14 protein-coding genes and 1 riboswitch are annotated in these 12933 nt (G+C 63.9%); of the genes, 7 read left to right on the top strand and 7 right to left on the bottom strand.

Features of this window, described 5'->3' with window-relative positions; all coding sequences use genetic code 11:
* The first annotated feature begins 29 nt into the window (after positions 1 to 29).
* On the top strand, positions 30 to 818 hold the full coding sequence (locus NKH22_RS20660) for a DUF1194 domain-containing protein (RefSeq protein WP_352806916.1): 789 nt from the start codon (positions 30 to 32) through the stop codon (positions 816 to 818).
* Positions 819 to 869: 51 nt separating this feature from the next.
* Here the strand turns inward: NKH22_RS20660 and NKH22_RS20655 are convergent, their stop codons facing one another.
* Positions 870 to 1805: a glycosyltransferase family 2 protein gene (locus NKH22_RS20655; protein WP_023673297.1), complete on the bottom strand. Its 936-nt coding sequence runs from the start codon at positions 1803 to 1805 to the stop codon at positions 870 to 872.
* 248 nt (positions 1806 to 2053) lie between these two features.
* Between NKH22_RS20655 and NKH22_RS20650 the strand changes: the two genes are divergently transcribed.
* The gene (locus tag NKH22_RS20650) at positions 2054 to 2374 is read left to right on the top strand and encodes a DUF1330 domain-containing protein (protein WP_023673298.1); all 321 of its coding nucleotides are present in this window, start codon (positions 2054 to 2056) and stop codon (positions 2372 to 2374) included.
* A 7-nt stretch (positions 2375 to 2381) separates the two neighbouring features.
* On the opposite strand, the gene metW is transcribed toward NKH22_RS20650, so the two are convergent.
* The gene (metW, locus tag NKH22_RS20645) at positions 2382 to 2996 is read right to left on the bottom strand and encodes a methionine biosynthesis protein MetW (protein WP_023673299.1); all 615 of its coding nucleotides are present in this window, start codon (positions 2994 to 2996) and stop codon (positions 2382 to 2384) included.
* Entirely contained in the window at positions 2993 to 4162 is a 1170-nt protein-coding gene (gene metX / locus NKH22_RS20640) for a homoserine O-acetyltransferase MetX (protein WP_023685352.1), read from the bottom strand. Before metX ends, metW begins: the two co-directional genes overlap by 4 nt.
* A gap of 60 nt (positions 4163 to 4222) precedes the next feature.
* A riboswitch (SAM riboswitch) is annotated at positions 4223 to 4300 on the bottom strand.
* A gap of 126 nt (positions 4301 to 4426) precedes the next feature.
* Between metX and hisC the strand changes: the two genes are divergently transcribed.
* Both hisC and NKH22_RS20630 read left to right on the top strand, forming a co-directional pair.
* Positions 4427 to 5536 (top strand): histidinol-phosphate transaminase, encoded by a 1110-nt coding sequence (hisC, locus tag NKH22_RS20635; protein WP_023704330.1) that lies wholly within the window; start codon positions 4427 to 4429, stop codon positions 5534 to 5536.
* A 4-nt stretch (positions 5537 to 5540) separates the two neighbouring features.
* Positions 5541 to 6476 (top strand): prephenate/arogenate dehydrogenase family protein, encoded by a 936-nt coding sequence (locus NKH22_RS20630; RefSeq protein WP_023686715.1) that lies wholly within the window; start codon positions 5541 to 5543, stop codon positions 6474 to 6476.
* Between the two features lie 6 nt (positions 6477 to 6482).
* Here NKH22_RS20630 and NKH22_RS20625 read toward each other — a convergent pair whose 3' ends face one another.
* Entirely contained in the window at positions 6483 to 7406 is a 924-nt protein-coding gene (locus tag NKH22_RS20625) for a sugar kinase (RefSeq protein WP_352762721.1), read from the bottom strand.
* Between the two features lie 124 nt (positions 7407 to 7530).
* A complete protein-coding gene (locus tag NKH22_RS20620) occupies positions 7531 to 8529 on the bottom strand; it encodes a DUF2125 domain-containing protein (RefSeq protein WP_352910777.1) in 999 nt (332 codons plus the stop codon).
* Positions 8530 to 8651: 122 nt separating this feature from the next.
* Here NKH22_RS20620 and NKH22_RS20615 point away from each other — a divergent pair, with 122 nt between their 5' ends.
* The 3 genes from NKH22_RS20615 (at position 8652) to NKH22_RS20605 (ending at position 11007) form a co-directional block, all read left to right on the top strand.
* Entirely contained in the window at positions 8652 to 9185 is a 534-nt protein-coding gene (locus NKH22_RS20615; RefSeq protein ID WP_352910776.1) for a gamma-glutamylcyclotransferase, read from the top strand.
* Positions 9186 to 9349: 164 nt separating this feature from the next.
* Positions 9350 to 10297 (top strand): aldo/keto reductase, encoded by a 948-nt coding sequence (locus tag NKH22_RS20610; RefSeq protein WP_023731073.1) that lies wholly within the window; start codon positions 9350 to 9352, stop codon positions 10295 to 10297.
* Between the two features lie 83 nt (positions 10298 to 10380).
* Complete coding sequence (locus NKH22_RS20605) at positions 10381 to 11007, top strand: LysE family translocator (protein WP_023698717.1); 627 nt, start codon at positions 10381 to 10383, stop codon at positions 11005 to 11007.
* A 69-nt stretch (positions 11008 to 11076) separates the two neighbouring features.
* On the opposite strand, the gene NKH22_RS20600 is transcribed toward NKH22_RS20605, so the two are convergent.
* Both NKH22_RS20600 and NKH22_RS20595 read right to left on the bottom strand, forming a co-directional pair.
* Positions 11077 to 11886 (bottom strand): lysophospholipid acyltransferase family protein, encoded by an 810-nt coding sequence (locus NKH22_RS20600; protein WP_023673308.1) that lies wholly within the window; start codon positions 11884 to 11886, stop codon positions 11077 to 11079.
* A 115-nt stretch (positions 11887 to 12001) separates the two neighbouring features.
* A complete protein-coding gene (locus NKH22_RS20595; RefSeq protein ID WP_352910774.1) occupies positions 12002 to 12907 on the bottom strand; it encodes a LysR family transcriptional regulator in 906 nt (301 codons plus the stop codon).
* Between the last annotated feature and the right edge of the window lie 26 nt (positions 12908 to 12933).

The following is a 12933-nucleotide window of genomic DNA, read 5'->3' as shown; positions in this document are numbered from 1 at the left end:
TCACGGGTCGAAACATCCGTGGTGCGGCCATGCTCGATGCGCTCAGCCTGCTTGCCTGCCTTGCCTGCACCACGCCCGTGGCTGCCCCGGCCGTTGCCGTGGATGTCGAACTGGTGCTGGCCGTCGACATCTCACAGTCGATGGACGAGAGGGAGTTCGCGCTGCAGCGCGCTGGCTATGTCGAGGCGCTCAGGCATCCCGATTTCATCAAGGCCGTGCGCTCGGGAACCACCGGGCGCATCGCGCTTGCCTATTTCGAATGGGCGGGCGTCGTGCGCGAGGATGGCGTCATCGCCTGGCAGGTGATCGACAGCGCAGAGAGCGCCAACGCCTTCGCCGACAGAATAGAAGCGCGGCCGTTCCGCAGCTTTCGCGGCACCTCGATTTCCGGTGCGCTTGCCTTCGGCGCCGGGCTGTTCGAGGGCACGGGGTTCGATGCGCCACGCAGCGTCATCGACATTTCCGGCGACGGTCCCAACAACACCGGGCTGCCCGTCGCCACGACACGCGATGCGGCGGTGGCCAAGGGCATCGTCATCAACGGCCTGCCGATCCTGATCAGCCCGTCGCCGACCTTCAGCCATCTCGACCAGTATTATGACGAGTGCGTCACCGGTGGGCCCGGCTCCTTCGTGTTGCCGATCTATGCGGCCTCGGAGTTCGCCACCGCCATACGCCGCAAGCTGATCCTGGAGGTGAGCGGCATCGCCGATGCGACCGTGGTCCCGATCGATGCCGCCGCACCCATGGACTGCCTGCAGGGCGAACGCGACCGGCGGCTATATTCCGACCCATATCTGCCGGAACTCGACAAATGAGGTTTGAGGCAGTTCGGAGGGGAAAGCCGCTGCTCGGCTTGTCGGCAAACTTCAGGCCGGCCGTGCACCGTATTTGTCGCGAAATTCGGCATAGAGATCGCGGCGCCAGCGCCGGCCGCCGACATAGCCACGCAACAGCTGCGGCAGCGAATAGCCAAGCGCCTTCGACGACCGGTTGGCCATATAGCCGGAGAACGCCTGCGAAACCCTGCCCTTGAGTGCATCGGCGATGAGCTGCCGGGCGATCATGTAAGGCGGAATGTAGGGGTAGCGGTCGGCGATATAGGGGTGCTTGTCGATCAAGCTCGCATAGGCTTCGACATAGCCGTCCCGGCGACCGGAGATCGAATTCTCCGAGTTGTACTTTTTCCAGTCGATCACTTCGGACAGCTGCGCGCCGCTGCGACGGGCAAAGCGCAGCAACAATTCGCGATCCTGCATGCGCGTGACGTCACTGTCGTAGCCGCCGATGGCCAGCAGCGACTCGCGCCGGGCGGTGATTGCCGACCCGGCAATGAAGATGGTCTGCGCGACAAGGGCCCGCTCCAGCGAGTCGCGGCTCAGCAGCGCCTCGCGGTTGACGCAGTTGGTGCGGCGATTGCCCTTCAGCGACACGAAGGAACTGATCAGCACTTCGAGCGAGGGATTGTTGTCGAACTGCTCCAGCGTCCGCGCCAGGCGATCCGGCAAATAGACGTCGTCGGAATCGAGGAATGTCACCACCGGCGCCTGCGCCCGCTCGATGCCGGCATTGCGGGCGGCATTGGCGCCGCGCCATTTCGAGCCAACATAGATCAGCCGTGGATCGCGGATTTCGGCAAGTGCGGCTGCCGTACCGTCGGTCGAGCCGTCATCGACGACAATGTGTTCGAACCGGGGAAAATTCTGCGCCAGCACGCTCTCCACGGCGCGCACCACCTTGCTGCGGCGATTGTGCGTCGGTGTGATCACCGAGATCAGCGGAGCGAGGTCGGTTGCCTTGGACATGTTGCTTCGATTGTGCCCCGAAATGCCTGGAGGCCGGAGGTTTTGATGGTCGCCGTCCAAGCCTTACCCCGGGATGGCATTCGCTTCGACGCTACAAAAAACCAGCGGCAATGTCATCACAAACTGTTGAGCCAGGACGCCGGTAAGCCGGCCGATTACCCCAGACGTAATCGACCGATGGCCATCATGTCTGCAGATTGCGCCAACGAAGCCGGTCGTCGGGCTTCGATCTCACAGGGAGTTCAGCCATGGCCGCCTACGCCGTCGCCCATATGCGTCAAGTCACAATGGGCCCGCAGATTGTCGAGTATCTGCAGAGGATCGACGCCACATTGGAGCCTTTCGGCGGCCGCTTCCTTGTCCACGGCGGCGACATGGAGGTGGTCGAAAACGAATGGCCCGGGCATCTGATCGTCATCGAGTTTCCGGACAGGGCGCATGCGTGGGGCTGGTACGATTCATCAGCCTATCGCGAGATTCTGGCCTTGCGCACCCACAACTCCCACGCCGATGTGATCATCGCCGATGGCGTTCAGCACCCGCACAAGGCGACGGACGTGCTGGAATAGGGGCAAACTACCGCTTCAGCAAGAACACCGCTTGCTGGCCGAAGAAATTCCAGAACCACCATGGCATCGACAGGCCGATCTTCTGGCCGTTGCCGTCGAGCGCGGTGGCTTTCTCGACCGAAGCGCCGAGTTCCTCGACCAGATTGACGAAGTCGCGGATGGTGCAGAAATGGATGTTGGGCGTGTCGTACCAGGAATAGGGCAGGTCCGCGGTCACCGGCATCCGGCCATTGACGAACAGCGACAGCCGCACCCGCCAGTGGCCGAAATTGGGGAAGGAGACGATGGCGCGGTTGCCGATTCGCAGCAGCTCGTCGAGCACCAGCTTCGGGTTGCGGGTCGCCTGCAGCGTCTGAGACAGGACGACGAAGTCAAAACCCTTGTCCGGATAGAATTCGAGGTCGGTATCGGCATCGCCCTGGATGACCGAGAGACCGCGCGCCACGCATTCATTGACGCCGCGCTGTGACAGCTCCAGCCCGCGGCCGTCGACCTGCTTGGTCTCCTGCAGGAGTTCGAGCAGCAGGCCGTCGCCGGAGCCGACATCGAGCACCCGCGACTGCGGCGGTATCAGGTTGGCCACGACTTCGAGGTCGACGCGCTGGCTGCCATTGACGCTCATGAGGCGAGCCCCCTTGCGCGGGCCGCCGAGCCGATGAAGCCCTTGATGGCGGCAAACAGTTCGGGTTCATCGAGCAGGAAGGCATCATGGCCGCGGTCGGTGTCGATCTCGACGAAGGAGACGGAGGCGCCGGCGGCGTTGAGCGCATGCACGATCGAGCGGCTCTCCTCGGTCGGGAACAGCCAGTCCGAGGTGAAGGACACCAGGCAGAAGCGGGTCTTGGTCCCGGCAAAGGCATCTGCCAACCGGCCGCCATGGTCGGCGGCGAGGTCGAAATAATCCATCGAACGGGTCATGTAGAGGTAGGAGTTGGCGTCGAAGCGGTCGACGAATGTCATGCCCTGGTGGCGCAGATAGCTTTCGATCTGGAAATCTGCGTCGAAACCGAAGGTCAGCGCTTCGCGGTCCTGCAGATTGCGGCCGAATTTCCGATGCAGGGCGGCTTCCGACAGATAGGTGATGTGGGCGGCCATGCGCGCCACGGCGAGCCCCTTTTCCGGGCGCTTGCCGTGCTCGAAATATTTGCCGCCATGCCAGTCCGGATCAGCCATGACAGCCTGGCGGCCGACCTCGTGGAAGGCGATGTTCTGCGAGGAATGGCGTGCGCCTGTGGCGATCGGCAGGGCCGAGAAGACGCGCTCGGAATAGCATGACGCCCATTCCAGCACCTGCATGCCGCCCATCGAGCCGCCGAGCACGCAAAACAGCTTTTCGATGCCGAAATGGTCGACCAGCATCAGTTGCGCCCGCACCATGTCGCGGATGGTGATGATTGGCAGGTCGAGGCCGTAGGGCTTGCCGGTGGCGGGATTGGTCGAGGCCGGACCGGTGGAGCCGAGGCAGCCGCCGATGACGTTGGAGCAAATGACGAAGAAGCGGTTGGTGTCGATGATCTTGCCGGGACCGATCAGCACTTCCCACCAGCCGGGCTTGCCGGTCACCGGATTGGTGCTGGCGACATGCTGGTCGCCGGTCAGCGCGTGGCAGACCAGGATGGCGTTGGTGCGGGCATCGTTGAGGGCGCCATATGTCTGGTAGGCGATCTGGAACGGCGACAAAAGCGTGCCGGCGTCAAGCTTCAGCGGCTTGTCAGGGCCAAAACGCAACACAGGGCTCGACGGGTTGTCGGCCTCGTTGTTGGTTTTTGTAGCGCGGAGCGCGGCCATGTGACTCTCCTTGCCCGCCGTCAGGCAATAAAAAACCGGCAATGCGATCGCAAAGCCGGTTACGTCACGCAAACGGCCCTTTAGCGAGTTGTTTAACGTGGCTGCAAGCCGACCGGCCAAATCACCACGGAACTGTTGCGTTCTTCTAGAACTCGTGCGGCCCGGCGTCAACGGCCAGCTATTGCCCGCCTCTCGACATTCGCGGCTACGGCTTGTATTTCCGCTGCGGCCTCCGGACGGAGGCATTCTCGATGGATTTGCGACATGGACAAGACAGCGGACAAGGCACGACCGACGCCCCGCGCGGGCATTATGGACATCGACGCCTATGTGCCGGGCAAGAGCACAGCACCGGCCGGCGTCGCCAAGGTCCATAAACTATCGTCGAACGAGAACCCGCTCGGCCCGTCGCCGAAGGCGATCGAGGCCGCGCGTGAAGTGGCTGCCAAGCTCGATGTCTATCCCGATGGCACCGCCCGCCGGCTGCGCGAGGCGATCGCCGAGGTGCATGGCCTCAACCCGGCAAACATCATCTGCTCCAACGGTTCTGACGAGATACTTGGCCTGCTGGCGCAGACCTATCTTGCGCCAGGCGATGAGGCGATTTTTACCGAACATGCCTTCATGGTCTACAAGATCTACATTCAGTCGGCGGGGGCCAAGCCGGTTGCTGTGAAGGAAACCGAGGAACGCGCCGACGTCGACGCGATCCTGGCCGCGGTGACGCCGCGGACCAAAATCATCTTCCTCGCCAATCCCAACAATCCGACCGGAACCTATCTGCCGTTCCAGGAGGTCCGCCGCCTGCATTCCGCGCTCCCGGGCAACGTGCTTCTGGTGCTGGACGCGGCCTATGCCGAATATGTCAGGCGCAATGACTATGAGGCCGGCATCGAGCTGGCGGGCAGCGCACAGAATGTGGTCATGACCCGCACCTTCTCCAAGCTTGGCCTTGGCGGCGCGCGCATCGGCTGGATGTATGGCCCACTGCACATCGTCGATGCCATCAACCGCATCCGCGGCCCTTTCAACGTTAACGCAACAGCGATCGAGGCCGGCATTGCCGCCATCCGCGACCGCGCCCATGTCGAGCGCAGTTCGTTGCACAACGAGACCTGGCTTACCTGGCTGAATGAAGAACTGACGAAGCTTGGGCTGCGCGTGACGCCCAGCGTCGGCAATTTCGTCCTCATCCACTTTCCCGACGACAAGAGGCATTCGGCTGAGGCGGCGGACGATTACCTCACCCAGCGCGGCTATATATTGCGGCGCGTTACCGGCTATGGCTTTCCCAATGCGCTGCGCATGAGCGTCGGCACCGAAGAAGCAAATCGCGGCGTCATCGATGCCCTCACGACATTCCTGAAAAGCTGAAACAATGACAGCACCGATGTTTGAAAAGATCGCGCTGGTCGGCATCGGCCTGATCGGCTCGTCGCTGGCCCGCATCATCCGCCGCGAGGGCCTGGCCCGCCATGTCGCCATCGCGACGCGCAGCCCGGCCACGCTGGCGCGGGCGAAGGAGCTCGGTCTTGGCGAGAGCTACACCACCGACGCCAGGGAAGCGGTCCGCGACGCCGACCTGATCATCGTCTCGGTGCCAGTGGGGTCGTCGGGCGAGGTGGCGCAAGAGATCGCAGCGGCGCTGAAAAAAGGCGCCATCCTCACCGATGTCGGTTCGACCAAGGCCTCCGTCATTGCGCAAATGCAGCCCTATGTGCCGGACGGCGTGCACTTCATTCCGGGACATCCACTGGCGGGTACGGAGAAATCGGGCCCGGATGCGGGTTTCGCCGAGCTGTTCGAAAACCGTTGGTGCATCTTCACGCCGCTGCCCGGCACCGATCCGGCGGCGCTGGAAAAGCTTTCGGAGTTCTGGCGGCGCTGCGGCTCCAACATCGACACGATGGACCCGCAGCATCATGATATGACGCTGGCCATCGTTTCGCATCTTCCGCATATCATCGCCTACAACATCGTCGGCACCGCCGACGATCTGGAATCGGTGACCAAGTCGGAAGTGATCAAATATTCGGCTTCCGGTTTCCGCGACTTCACCCGTCTGGCCGCCTCCGACCCGACCATGTGGCGCGACGTGTGCCTGCACAACAAGGATGCCATCCTGGAAATGCTGGCGCGCTTTTCAGAGGACCTCGCCTCGCTGCAGCGGGCGATCCGCTGGGGCGACGGCGACAAGCTGTTCGACCTGTTCACCCGCACCCGGGCCGTTCGCCGTTCGATCATCGAGGCCGGCCAGGACATCGACGTGCCGGATTTTGGCCGCCAGGCGGTGGAACATCCGGCGAAGAGCTAAGTCTCCTCAAGCGGGCCATGTCGCCGCGACCATGGCCATTGCCTCGTCCCTGTTTGGCGCCCCCAGCCGGCCGCCGAAGCGCTGGCATTTGAGCGCGGCCGCCGCGCTGGCAAAGCGCAACGCCTGCTCGATCGGCATGGTTTCCGCCAACGCGACAGCAAAGGCGCCGTGGAAGACGTCGCCGGCGGCAAGCGTGTCGACCGCCTTGATCTTCGGCGCCGCGATGTGGCGCACGCATCCGGCGGACCGGTCATGCCACCAGCTTCCCGCGGCGCCGCCGGTCACCGCCACGAAGGCATCGGTGCGGCTGGCGAGGTCGGCACAGGCGGTTTCGGGGTCCAGCGCATGGCCGCAGACGATGCGTGCCGCCGACTCCGAAGCGACGATGTGCGATGCCAGCGGCAGCAGGCGCTCCAGCACCTCAACCGGCGCCGTGTCGGCGTCGAGGATGGCGGGACGGCCGGCGCTGCGCGCGGCGGTCAAGGCAAGAGCGGCGGCGCCCGGCCAGCGCACATCGACCAGCACGGCATCGAAGCCGGAAAGATCGGCGACAGGCACCGCCTCGGGGTCGGCCTGCGCCTTTGGGTCGTAGAAGGGCACGATGATGCGCTCGCCATGAGCGTCGACCAGGATCGCGGCCAGCGCCGAGCGGGCGCCTTCGACGCGGCGGACAAAGCCGCAATCGACGCCCTCGGCCTCGATGCCGGCCAGCAATTGGTCGCCGACGGCATCGTCACCTGCACTTGCCCACAGGAACACCTCGGCGCCGAGACGGCGGGCGGCGCAGGCAGCACTTGTCGCCATGCCCGAGGCGATCTGGATGCCGTCCGAGGCGATGAACTTGCCCTGATGCGTGGGCAGGGTTTCGACGCGCAGGATGGTATCCAGCGTCAGCGCGCCAACGCTCAGCAGTTTCACCGGTCGGTTCATGCGTCGGCTTGCTCGAGCACGATCTCTCCCCAAAAGCCGTTCCCGCTCTTTGCGATCATGCTCTATCTCTTTGTTTTAACGCAATTCCGGACGGAAAACCGCTCACACTTTTCCTGGAATTGCTCTAATCGAGCGGCTTGATCTTGCCCAGCGGAATGAAGCCGAGCGAGGCCTTGCCCTTCACCACCTTGAGCGGCATCGACGGTTCGTTGCCGAGCAGCGCCAGACCGGCAAAGCCTTGCTCGATCTGGCTCTTCTGCTCGGGGATTGCGGTGGCGAGGATTGCCGCCACGGCTTTGGGATCCTGCAGCTTGATCGTCAGGTCGGCATTGACCTGGCCGTTGGCGTCGACCGACACCGGGCCGGAGACGGTGATGCGCGCGGTTCCCGACGACAGATCGAGCTTGTGGATGTCGACCGCCTGGCCGCGCAGGCTCCTGGCCTGCGTCTTCATCAGCGCGACGCCGTTCTTCAGCGTCGCGTCGCCGCTGCCGTCGAGCGGCGGCAGCACGCGCCCGCCGATCGCGTCGGCGTCGATCTCAAGATCGGTGAAGCTTCCGGTATAGCCAAGGTCCTGGCCGTCGGGTCGCAACTCGCCCGCCGCGGTTCCGGCGCTGAACAGTGAAACCGGGTCGGTGTCGTCGGCCGGATCGGTCTGGCCGGACAAGCTCTCGGCCTGCAGCGAAATGCTGCGTGGCAAGGGCCAGGAGAGCTTGGCATTGGCCTGCAGATTGTCCCAATCGATCCATAGCGGCGCCATCCCGGGCACCGAGGTCCGCAGTGGCCCACGCAACTCGGCGGCAGGCGACAAAGGCCGGATGAGTTCTGCAACGAAGTTGAAGCTGCCTGCCGAGGCGGCAACGTTTCTGGCGTCGTCCTCGTAAGCCAGATTGTCACAGGAGATGGCAAAACGCAGGGGGTAGCCGCTGACGGTGAGGTTGGCGCAGCCGGCCTCGATGCCTTTGTCCTTGAGCGAGGCCACCTCCTTGTCGGCTTCGCTGCTGACGCGACCGGCGACATAGAACCAGACCGCGCTGTAGGCGCCGAACAGCATAACGACCAAGGCAGCGAGCCACATCAGCCGGTGGCGAAACTTCGACGGACGCTCGTCACTTGACGTCATGCTGCGGCTTTCATTAACGCGGGCGTGTTGCGGGTGGACTGTGGTTACGCAACAAGCAAAAAGACAGAAGAGCACCGATTCCGATGCGGCGGCGTCACCTTCGTGCAATCAGGCTTGGCGATATGGGCGATTTTTGGGTTTTTGGCTATGGCTCGCTGATCTGGCGGCCGGGATTTGCGCATGTGGAGACCCGCCGCGCGCGGCTTTACGGCTACCGCCGGTCGCTCTGCGTCTATTCCTTCGTGCATCGCGGCACGCGTCAGCGGCCGGGCTTGGTGCTCGGCCTCGACCGTGGCGGCTCCTGCATCGGGCTGGCGTTTCGCGTGCCCGGCGAGTTGCGCGATGAGGTGCTGACCTATCTGCGCGAGCGCGAACTGGTGACCAGCGTCTATCTCGAGCGTGTGCTCGATATCAGCCTCGACGGGAATGGTGCGGCCGCGGCAGAGAGAGTGAAAGCGGTCGCCTATATCGTCGACCGCCAGCATGCGCAGTATGCTGGCGGGCTCGACCCTGCGCATGCGGCAGGTGTTATCCGTGGCGCCGTCGGCCAGTCCGGAAACAACGAGGACTATGTGCTCAACACGCTGCAGCATCTCGCGGCGCTGGGTATCAGCGACCACTGGCTGGAAGAGGTGGCGAAGCGGATCGCCTCGTGAGCCAGTAGACCACGGCGAGCCTGCAGGCGAAGCGCTCGCGCCTTTGTGAAGCGCTGGCCCGCTGGAAAAATTGGCTGAGGCCTTTGACCTCGGCGCGGCGAGACCTAGCTTAGCTGCGGCCCGAAGCATTCGGGTCGCCCGCCGCCAGCCCACGGAGCCCCGTCTTGCAAAAACGCCGTCTCGGTCAAACCGACCTTTCCATCGCGCCGCTGGTCCTGGGCGGCAATGTCTTCGGCTGGACCGCGGACGAGAAGACCTCCTTCGACCTGCTCGACCGGTTCGGCGACGCCGGCCTCAACGCTATCGATACGGCCGATGCCTATTCGCGCTGGGTGCCGGGCCACGCGGGCGGCGAGTCCGAGACCATCATCGGCAAATGGATGAAAAGCCGCGGCAACCGTGACAAGATCATCGTCATCACCAAAGTCGGCTCGGATATGGGACAAGGCAAGAAGGATCTGTCCGCTGCCCATATCGAAAGGGCGGTCGAGGCGTCGCTTGAGCGGCTGCAGACCGATGTGATCGACCTCTATTTGTCGCACTGGCCGGACCCGACCACGCCTTACGAAGAGACGCTCGGCGCCTACCAGAAGCTGCTCGCTGCCGGCAAGGTCCGCCATATCGGCGCCTCGAATCTTGACGCCGGCCAGCTGCGCGCCGCGCTCGATGTTGCCAGCCTGCGCGGGCTGCCGCGCTACAGCGTGCTGCAGCCGGAATACAATCTCTACGACCGCTCATCCTTCGACGGGCCGCTGCATGATCTGTGCGTGGCCGAGGATATCGGCGTCATCACCTATTTCAGCCTCGCCAAGGGGTTTTTGAGCGGCAAATACCGTAGCGAGGCCGATCTCGGCAAAAGTGAACGCGGCGGCGGCGTGAAGGCTTATCTCAATGCGCGCGGCATGCGCATTCTGGCCGCACTCGACACTGTGGCGGCGCGCCATTCGGCCAAGCAGGCGGAAGTAGCACTCGCCTGGGTGATGGCGCAGCCCGGCATCACCGCGCCGATCGCCAGCGCCACGACGCTGGACCAGGTCGACAGCCTGGTGCGCGCCGCATCGCTGAAGCTCAGCGCGGAGGATCTCGTGGCGCTGGACAAGGCCAGCGCCTAGCCGCGCAGGTTCGGCACGATCGTTCAAGACGACGGCTGTCTGCCTTGCCACACTGTTCTCCATTATTGTGGAGAAGAGGCAGCATGGCCGCAGACATTCTTTCCCAGGCGCAGCCCTGGCAGCAATTGCTGGCGCTGGTGCTGGCGGCAACCGTCGTCATGGGCAGTCCTGGCCCGGCGACGATCAGCGTCACGGCGATAGGGGCCGCCTTCGGCCTGCGCAATTCGCTTCACTACACATCGGGGATCATTTTAGGCACGGTCGCGGTGCTGCTGGTCGTGGCCACCGGCATCAAGGCTATCCTCACCTCGATGCCGGGCGTAGCGCCAGTGCTGGCGGTCGCTTCCGCCGCCTATATTCTCTACCTCGCCTACAGAATAGCGACAGCGCCGCCGCTGGCCGCGCGTGACAGCAGCGCGGTTCTGCCGACCTTCCTCGGCGGCTTCCTGCTCGCCGTTGCCAACCCGAAAGCCTATGTGGCGATTGCTGCGGTCCTTGCTGGCTCCGCGACCGCAGCCGGCGCCGATGCTCTCGGCATCCCGGCCAGGCTGGCGGTTCTCACCCTGATGATCGTAGCCATCCATGTGCTGTGGCTGCTGGCCGGCGCGGCCTTCGCCCGCACCCTGCGCCAGCCGCTGGCGTCGCGGATCATCAATCTGGCCTTCGCGGCGACGCTGGTGCTGACCACCGCGCTGGCCGCGTGGCCTTGAGCCGGCTCGCAGAAGAGATCAAGCTTTGGTCTTTTTTGTTTTGGCGCAATTCAGCACGGAAAAAACCGCTCACACTTTTCCTGGAATTGCTTTGGCGGCCGCGGCGAGTTCGGCCAGCCGCTTGACCGCCGTCGGCGGCATTTGCGGCGGGTTAGGAGCCTGCGATGCCTCGATCAGCAGCTGGTCGCAGGCGGCTTCCGTATCGCCGATCAGCCGGTCCATGAATTCGTCCTTGCCGAGCCCGGGCGGAATCGGCGGCAGGAAGCGGGCCTTGATGGTGCCGGGAAAGCGCAAGAATTTGCGGCGAGGCCAATAGAGGCCGGCGACATGGGCGACCGGTACCACCGGGACGCCAAGCTGCGTATAGAGCTCGACAATGCCGTATTTGTAAGCCGGCTCGTCGCCTGGCGCTCGGCGCGTGCCTTCGGGGTAGATAATCAGCTGGCGCGGATTGCGCCCCATCTCCTGCTTTGTCGATGCAACGACCTGCTTCAACGCCTTGGAGCGGCTGCCGCGGTGAACCGGGATCATCCGCATCTTCAGGATGTACCAGCCGAAGAAGGGGATCCAGGTCAGCTCGCGCTTCAGGATATAAAGCGGATCGTGGAGGAAGGGAAAGAAAGCGATCGCGTCCCAAAACGACTGGTGTTTCGGCGCCAGGATGAAAGAGCCCTCCGGCAGGTTCTCGACGCCGGTGATGTCGCTCCTGGTGCCGGCGATCTTGTCGTAGAGCCACAGGCTGGTGCGCGACCAGAATTTCGGCACGAACCAGGCGCGATGGCGTGGCGAGAGGAAGTAGTAAGGGGTCCAGAGGACCATCTGGACGATCAGATTGACATAGAAGACGAAGTTGAACGCCAGCGAGCGGATATAGAGCATGCGGGGAAGGGCCCGTTGAGGAGGTGTGCGTTGGTTACACCAAGCGCGGGCAAAAAGGAAACGCCGCAATGGCCTGACATAGGCCGGCTCGCCACTGACTCAAGCCAGTCTCAACTCACCACGTCGCCTGCAATAGCCGCTGCTTCAGCCGCGGAGCGGCGAAATCGAGGAACGCCCTGAGTTTCACCGCCAGCAGGCCTTGGCCGGCATGGACGAGGCTCACCGGCCACGGCTGCGGCTCGAAGGGTCGCAAGACCGGGACGAGCACGCCGGAACGTACTGCGTCCGCGATCTGGTAGGAGAGCACCCGCGTCATCCCGGCGCCTGCAATCGCGGCATCGATTGCAGCTTCCGCCGTGTTGACGCGCAGCCGTGAGTGGATCGGCACGATCAGTTCGCCCTTGTCGCCGGCAAAGCTCCAGCTGGCGAGCGCTGCAGGCCCTTCGAAACTGATGCATTCATGCGCGGCCAGATCGTCCGGCGTCCGCGGCATGCCATGCGCGGCGATATAGGCGGGGCTGGCGCACACGACGCGACGGATCGCGCCGACGCGGATGGCAATGAGGCTCGAAGGCGCAAGCTCGCCGATGCGGATGGCAAGGTCGAGATGTTCCTCCGCCAGTTGGGTTATCCGGTCAGCCAGCGTCAGGCGAATGTTGACTTGAGGATAAGCCGCCAGGAATTCGGTGACGACAGCCAGCACGTGCAGGCGACCAAAGACGACCGGCGCGGTGATGAACAGGTCGCCGGTCGGCGTGCTGTATTCGCCGGCAGCGGTGCGTTCGGCTTCGCCGACCTCGCCGAGGATGCGGCGGCAGGCGGCGAGATAGGCCTGGCCGGCATCGGTCAGCGTGAGCTGCCGGGTCGAACGGTTCAGCAGGCGCGCCTGAAGGTGCTTTTCGAGGTCGGAAACCTTGCGGCTGACCGTTGCCAGTGGAATGCCGAAATGGCGGCCGGCAGCGGAAAGGCTGCCCGCTTCCACCGCGGCGACGAACAGCGACATGGCTTCGAGACGATCCATAGTGTCTTCCGGAAATTGGAAGGATG

The organism is Mesorhizobium sp. M1252 (genome assembly GCF_040318265.1).
Classification (GTDB): domain Bacteria; phylum Pseudomonadota; class Alphaproteobacteria; order Rhizobiales; family Rhizobiaceae; genus Mesorhizobium.
This window is presented reverse-complemented; position numbering and strand designations above follow the sequence as displayed.

Bases quoted from the DNA above. Each gene is read 5' to 3' on its own strand.
- NKH22_RS20630 (WP_023686715.1), top strand. From the start codon at position 5,541: ATGACAGCACCGATGTTTGAAAAGATCGCGCTGGTCGGCATCGGCCTG.
- metW (WP_023673299.1), bottom strand. From the start codon at position 2,996: ATGAGCGTCAATGGCAGCCAGCGCGTCGACCTCGAAGTCGTGGCCAAC.
- NKH22_RS20625 (WP_352762721.1), bottom strand. From the start codon at position 7,406: ATGAACCGACCGGTGAAACTGCTGAGCGTTGGCGCGCTGACGCTGGAT.
- NKH22_RS20655 (WP_023673297.1), bottom strand. From the start codon at position 1,805: ATGTCCAAGGCAACCGACCTCGCTCCGCTGATCTCGGTGATCACACCG.
- hisC (WP_023704330.1), top strand. From the start codon at position 4,427: ATGGACAAGACAGCGGACAAGGCACGACCGACGCCCCGCGCGGGCATT.
- NKH22_RS20615 (WP_352910776.1), top strand. From the start codon at position 8,652: ATGGGCGATTTTTGGGTTTTTGGCTATGGCTCGCTGATCTGGCGGCCG.
- NKH22_RS20605 (WP_023698717.1), top strand. From the start codon at position 10,381: ATGGCCGCAGACATTCTTTCCCAGGCGCAGCCCTGGCAGCAATTGCTG.
- NKH22_RS20595 (WP_352910774.1), bottom strand. From the start codon at position 12,907: ATGGATCGTCTCGAAGCCATGTCGCTGTTCGTCGCCGCGGTGGAAGCG.
- NKH22_RS20650 (WP_023673298.1), top strand. From the start codon at position 2,054: ATGGCCGCCTACGCCGTCGCCCATATGCGTCAAGTCACAATGGGCCCG.
- NKH22_RS20620 (WP_352910777.1), bottom strand. From the start codon at position 8,529: ATGACGTCAAGTGACGAGCGTCCGTCGAAGTTTCGCCACCGGCTGATG.
- metX (WP_023685352.1), bottom strand. From the start codon at position 4,162: ATGGCCGCGCTCCGCGCTACAAAAACCAACAACGAGGCCGACAACCCG.
- NKH22_RS20660 (WP_352806916.1), top strand. From the start codon at position 30: ATGCTCGATGCGCTCAGCCTGCTTGCCTGCCTTGCCTGCACCACGCCC.
- NKH22_RS20600 (WP_023673308.1), bottom strand. From the start codon at position 11,886: ATGCTCTATATCCGCTCGCTGGCGTTCAACTTCGTCTTCTATGTCAAT.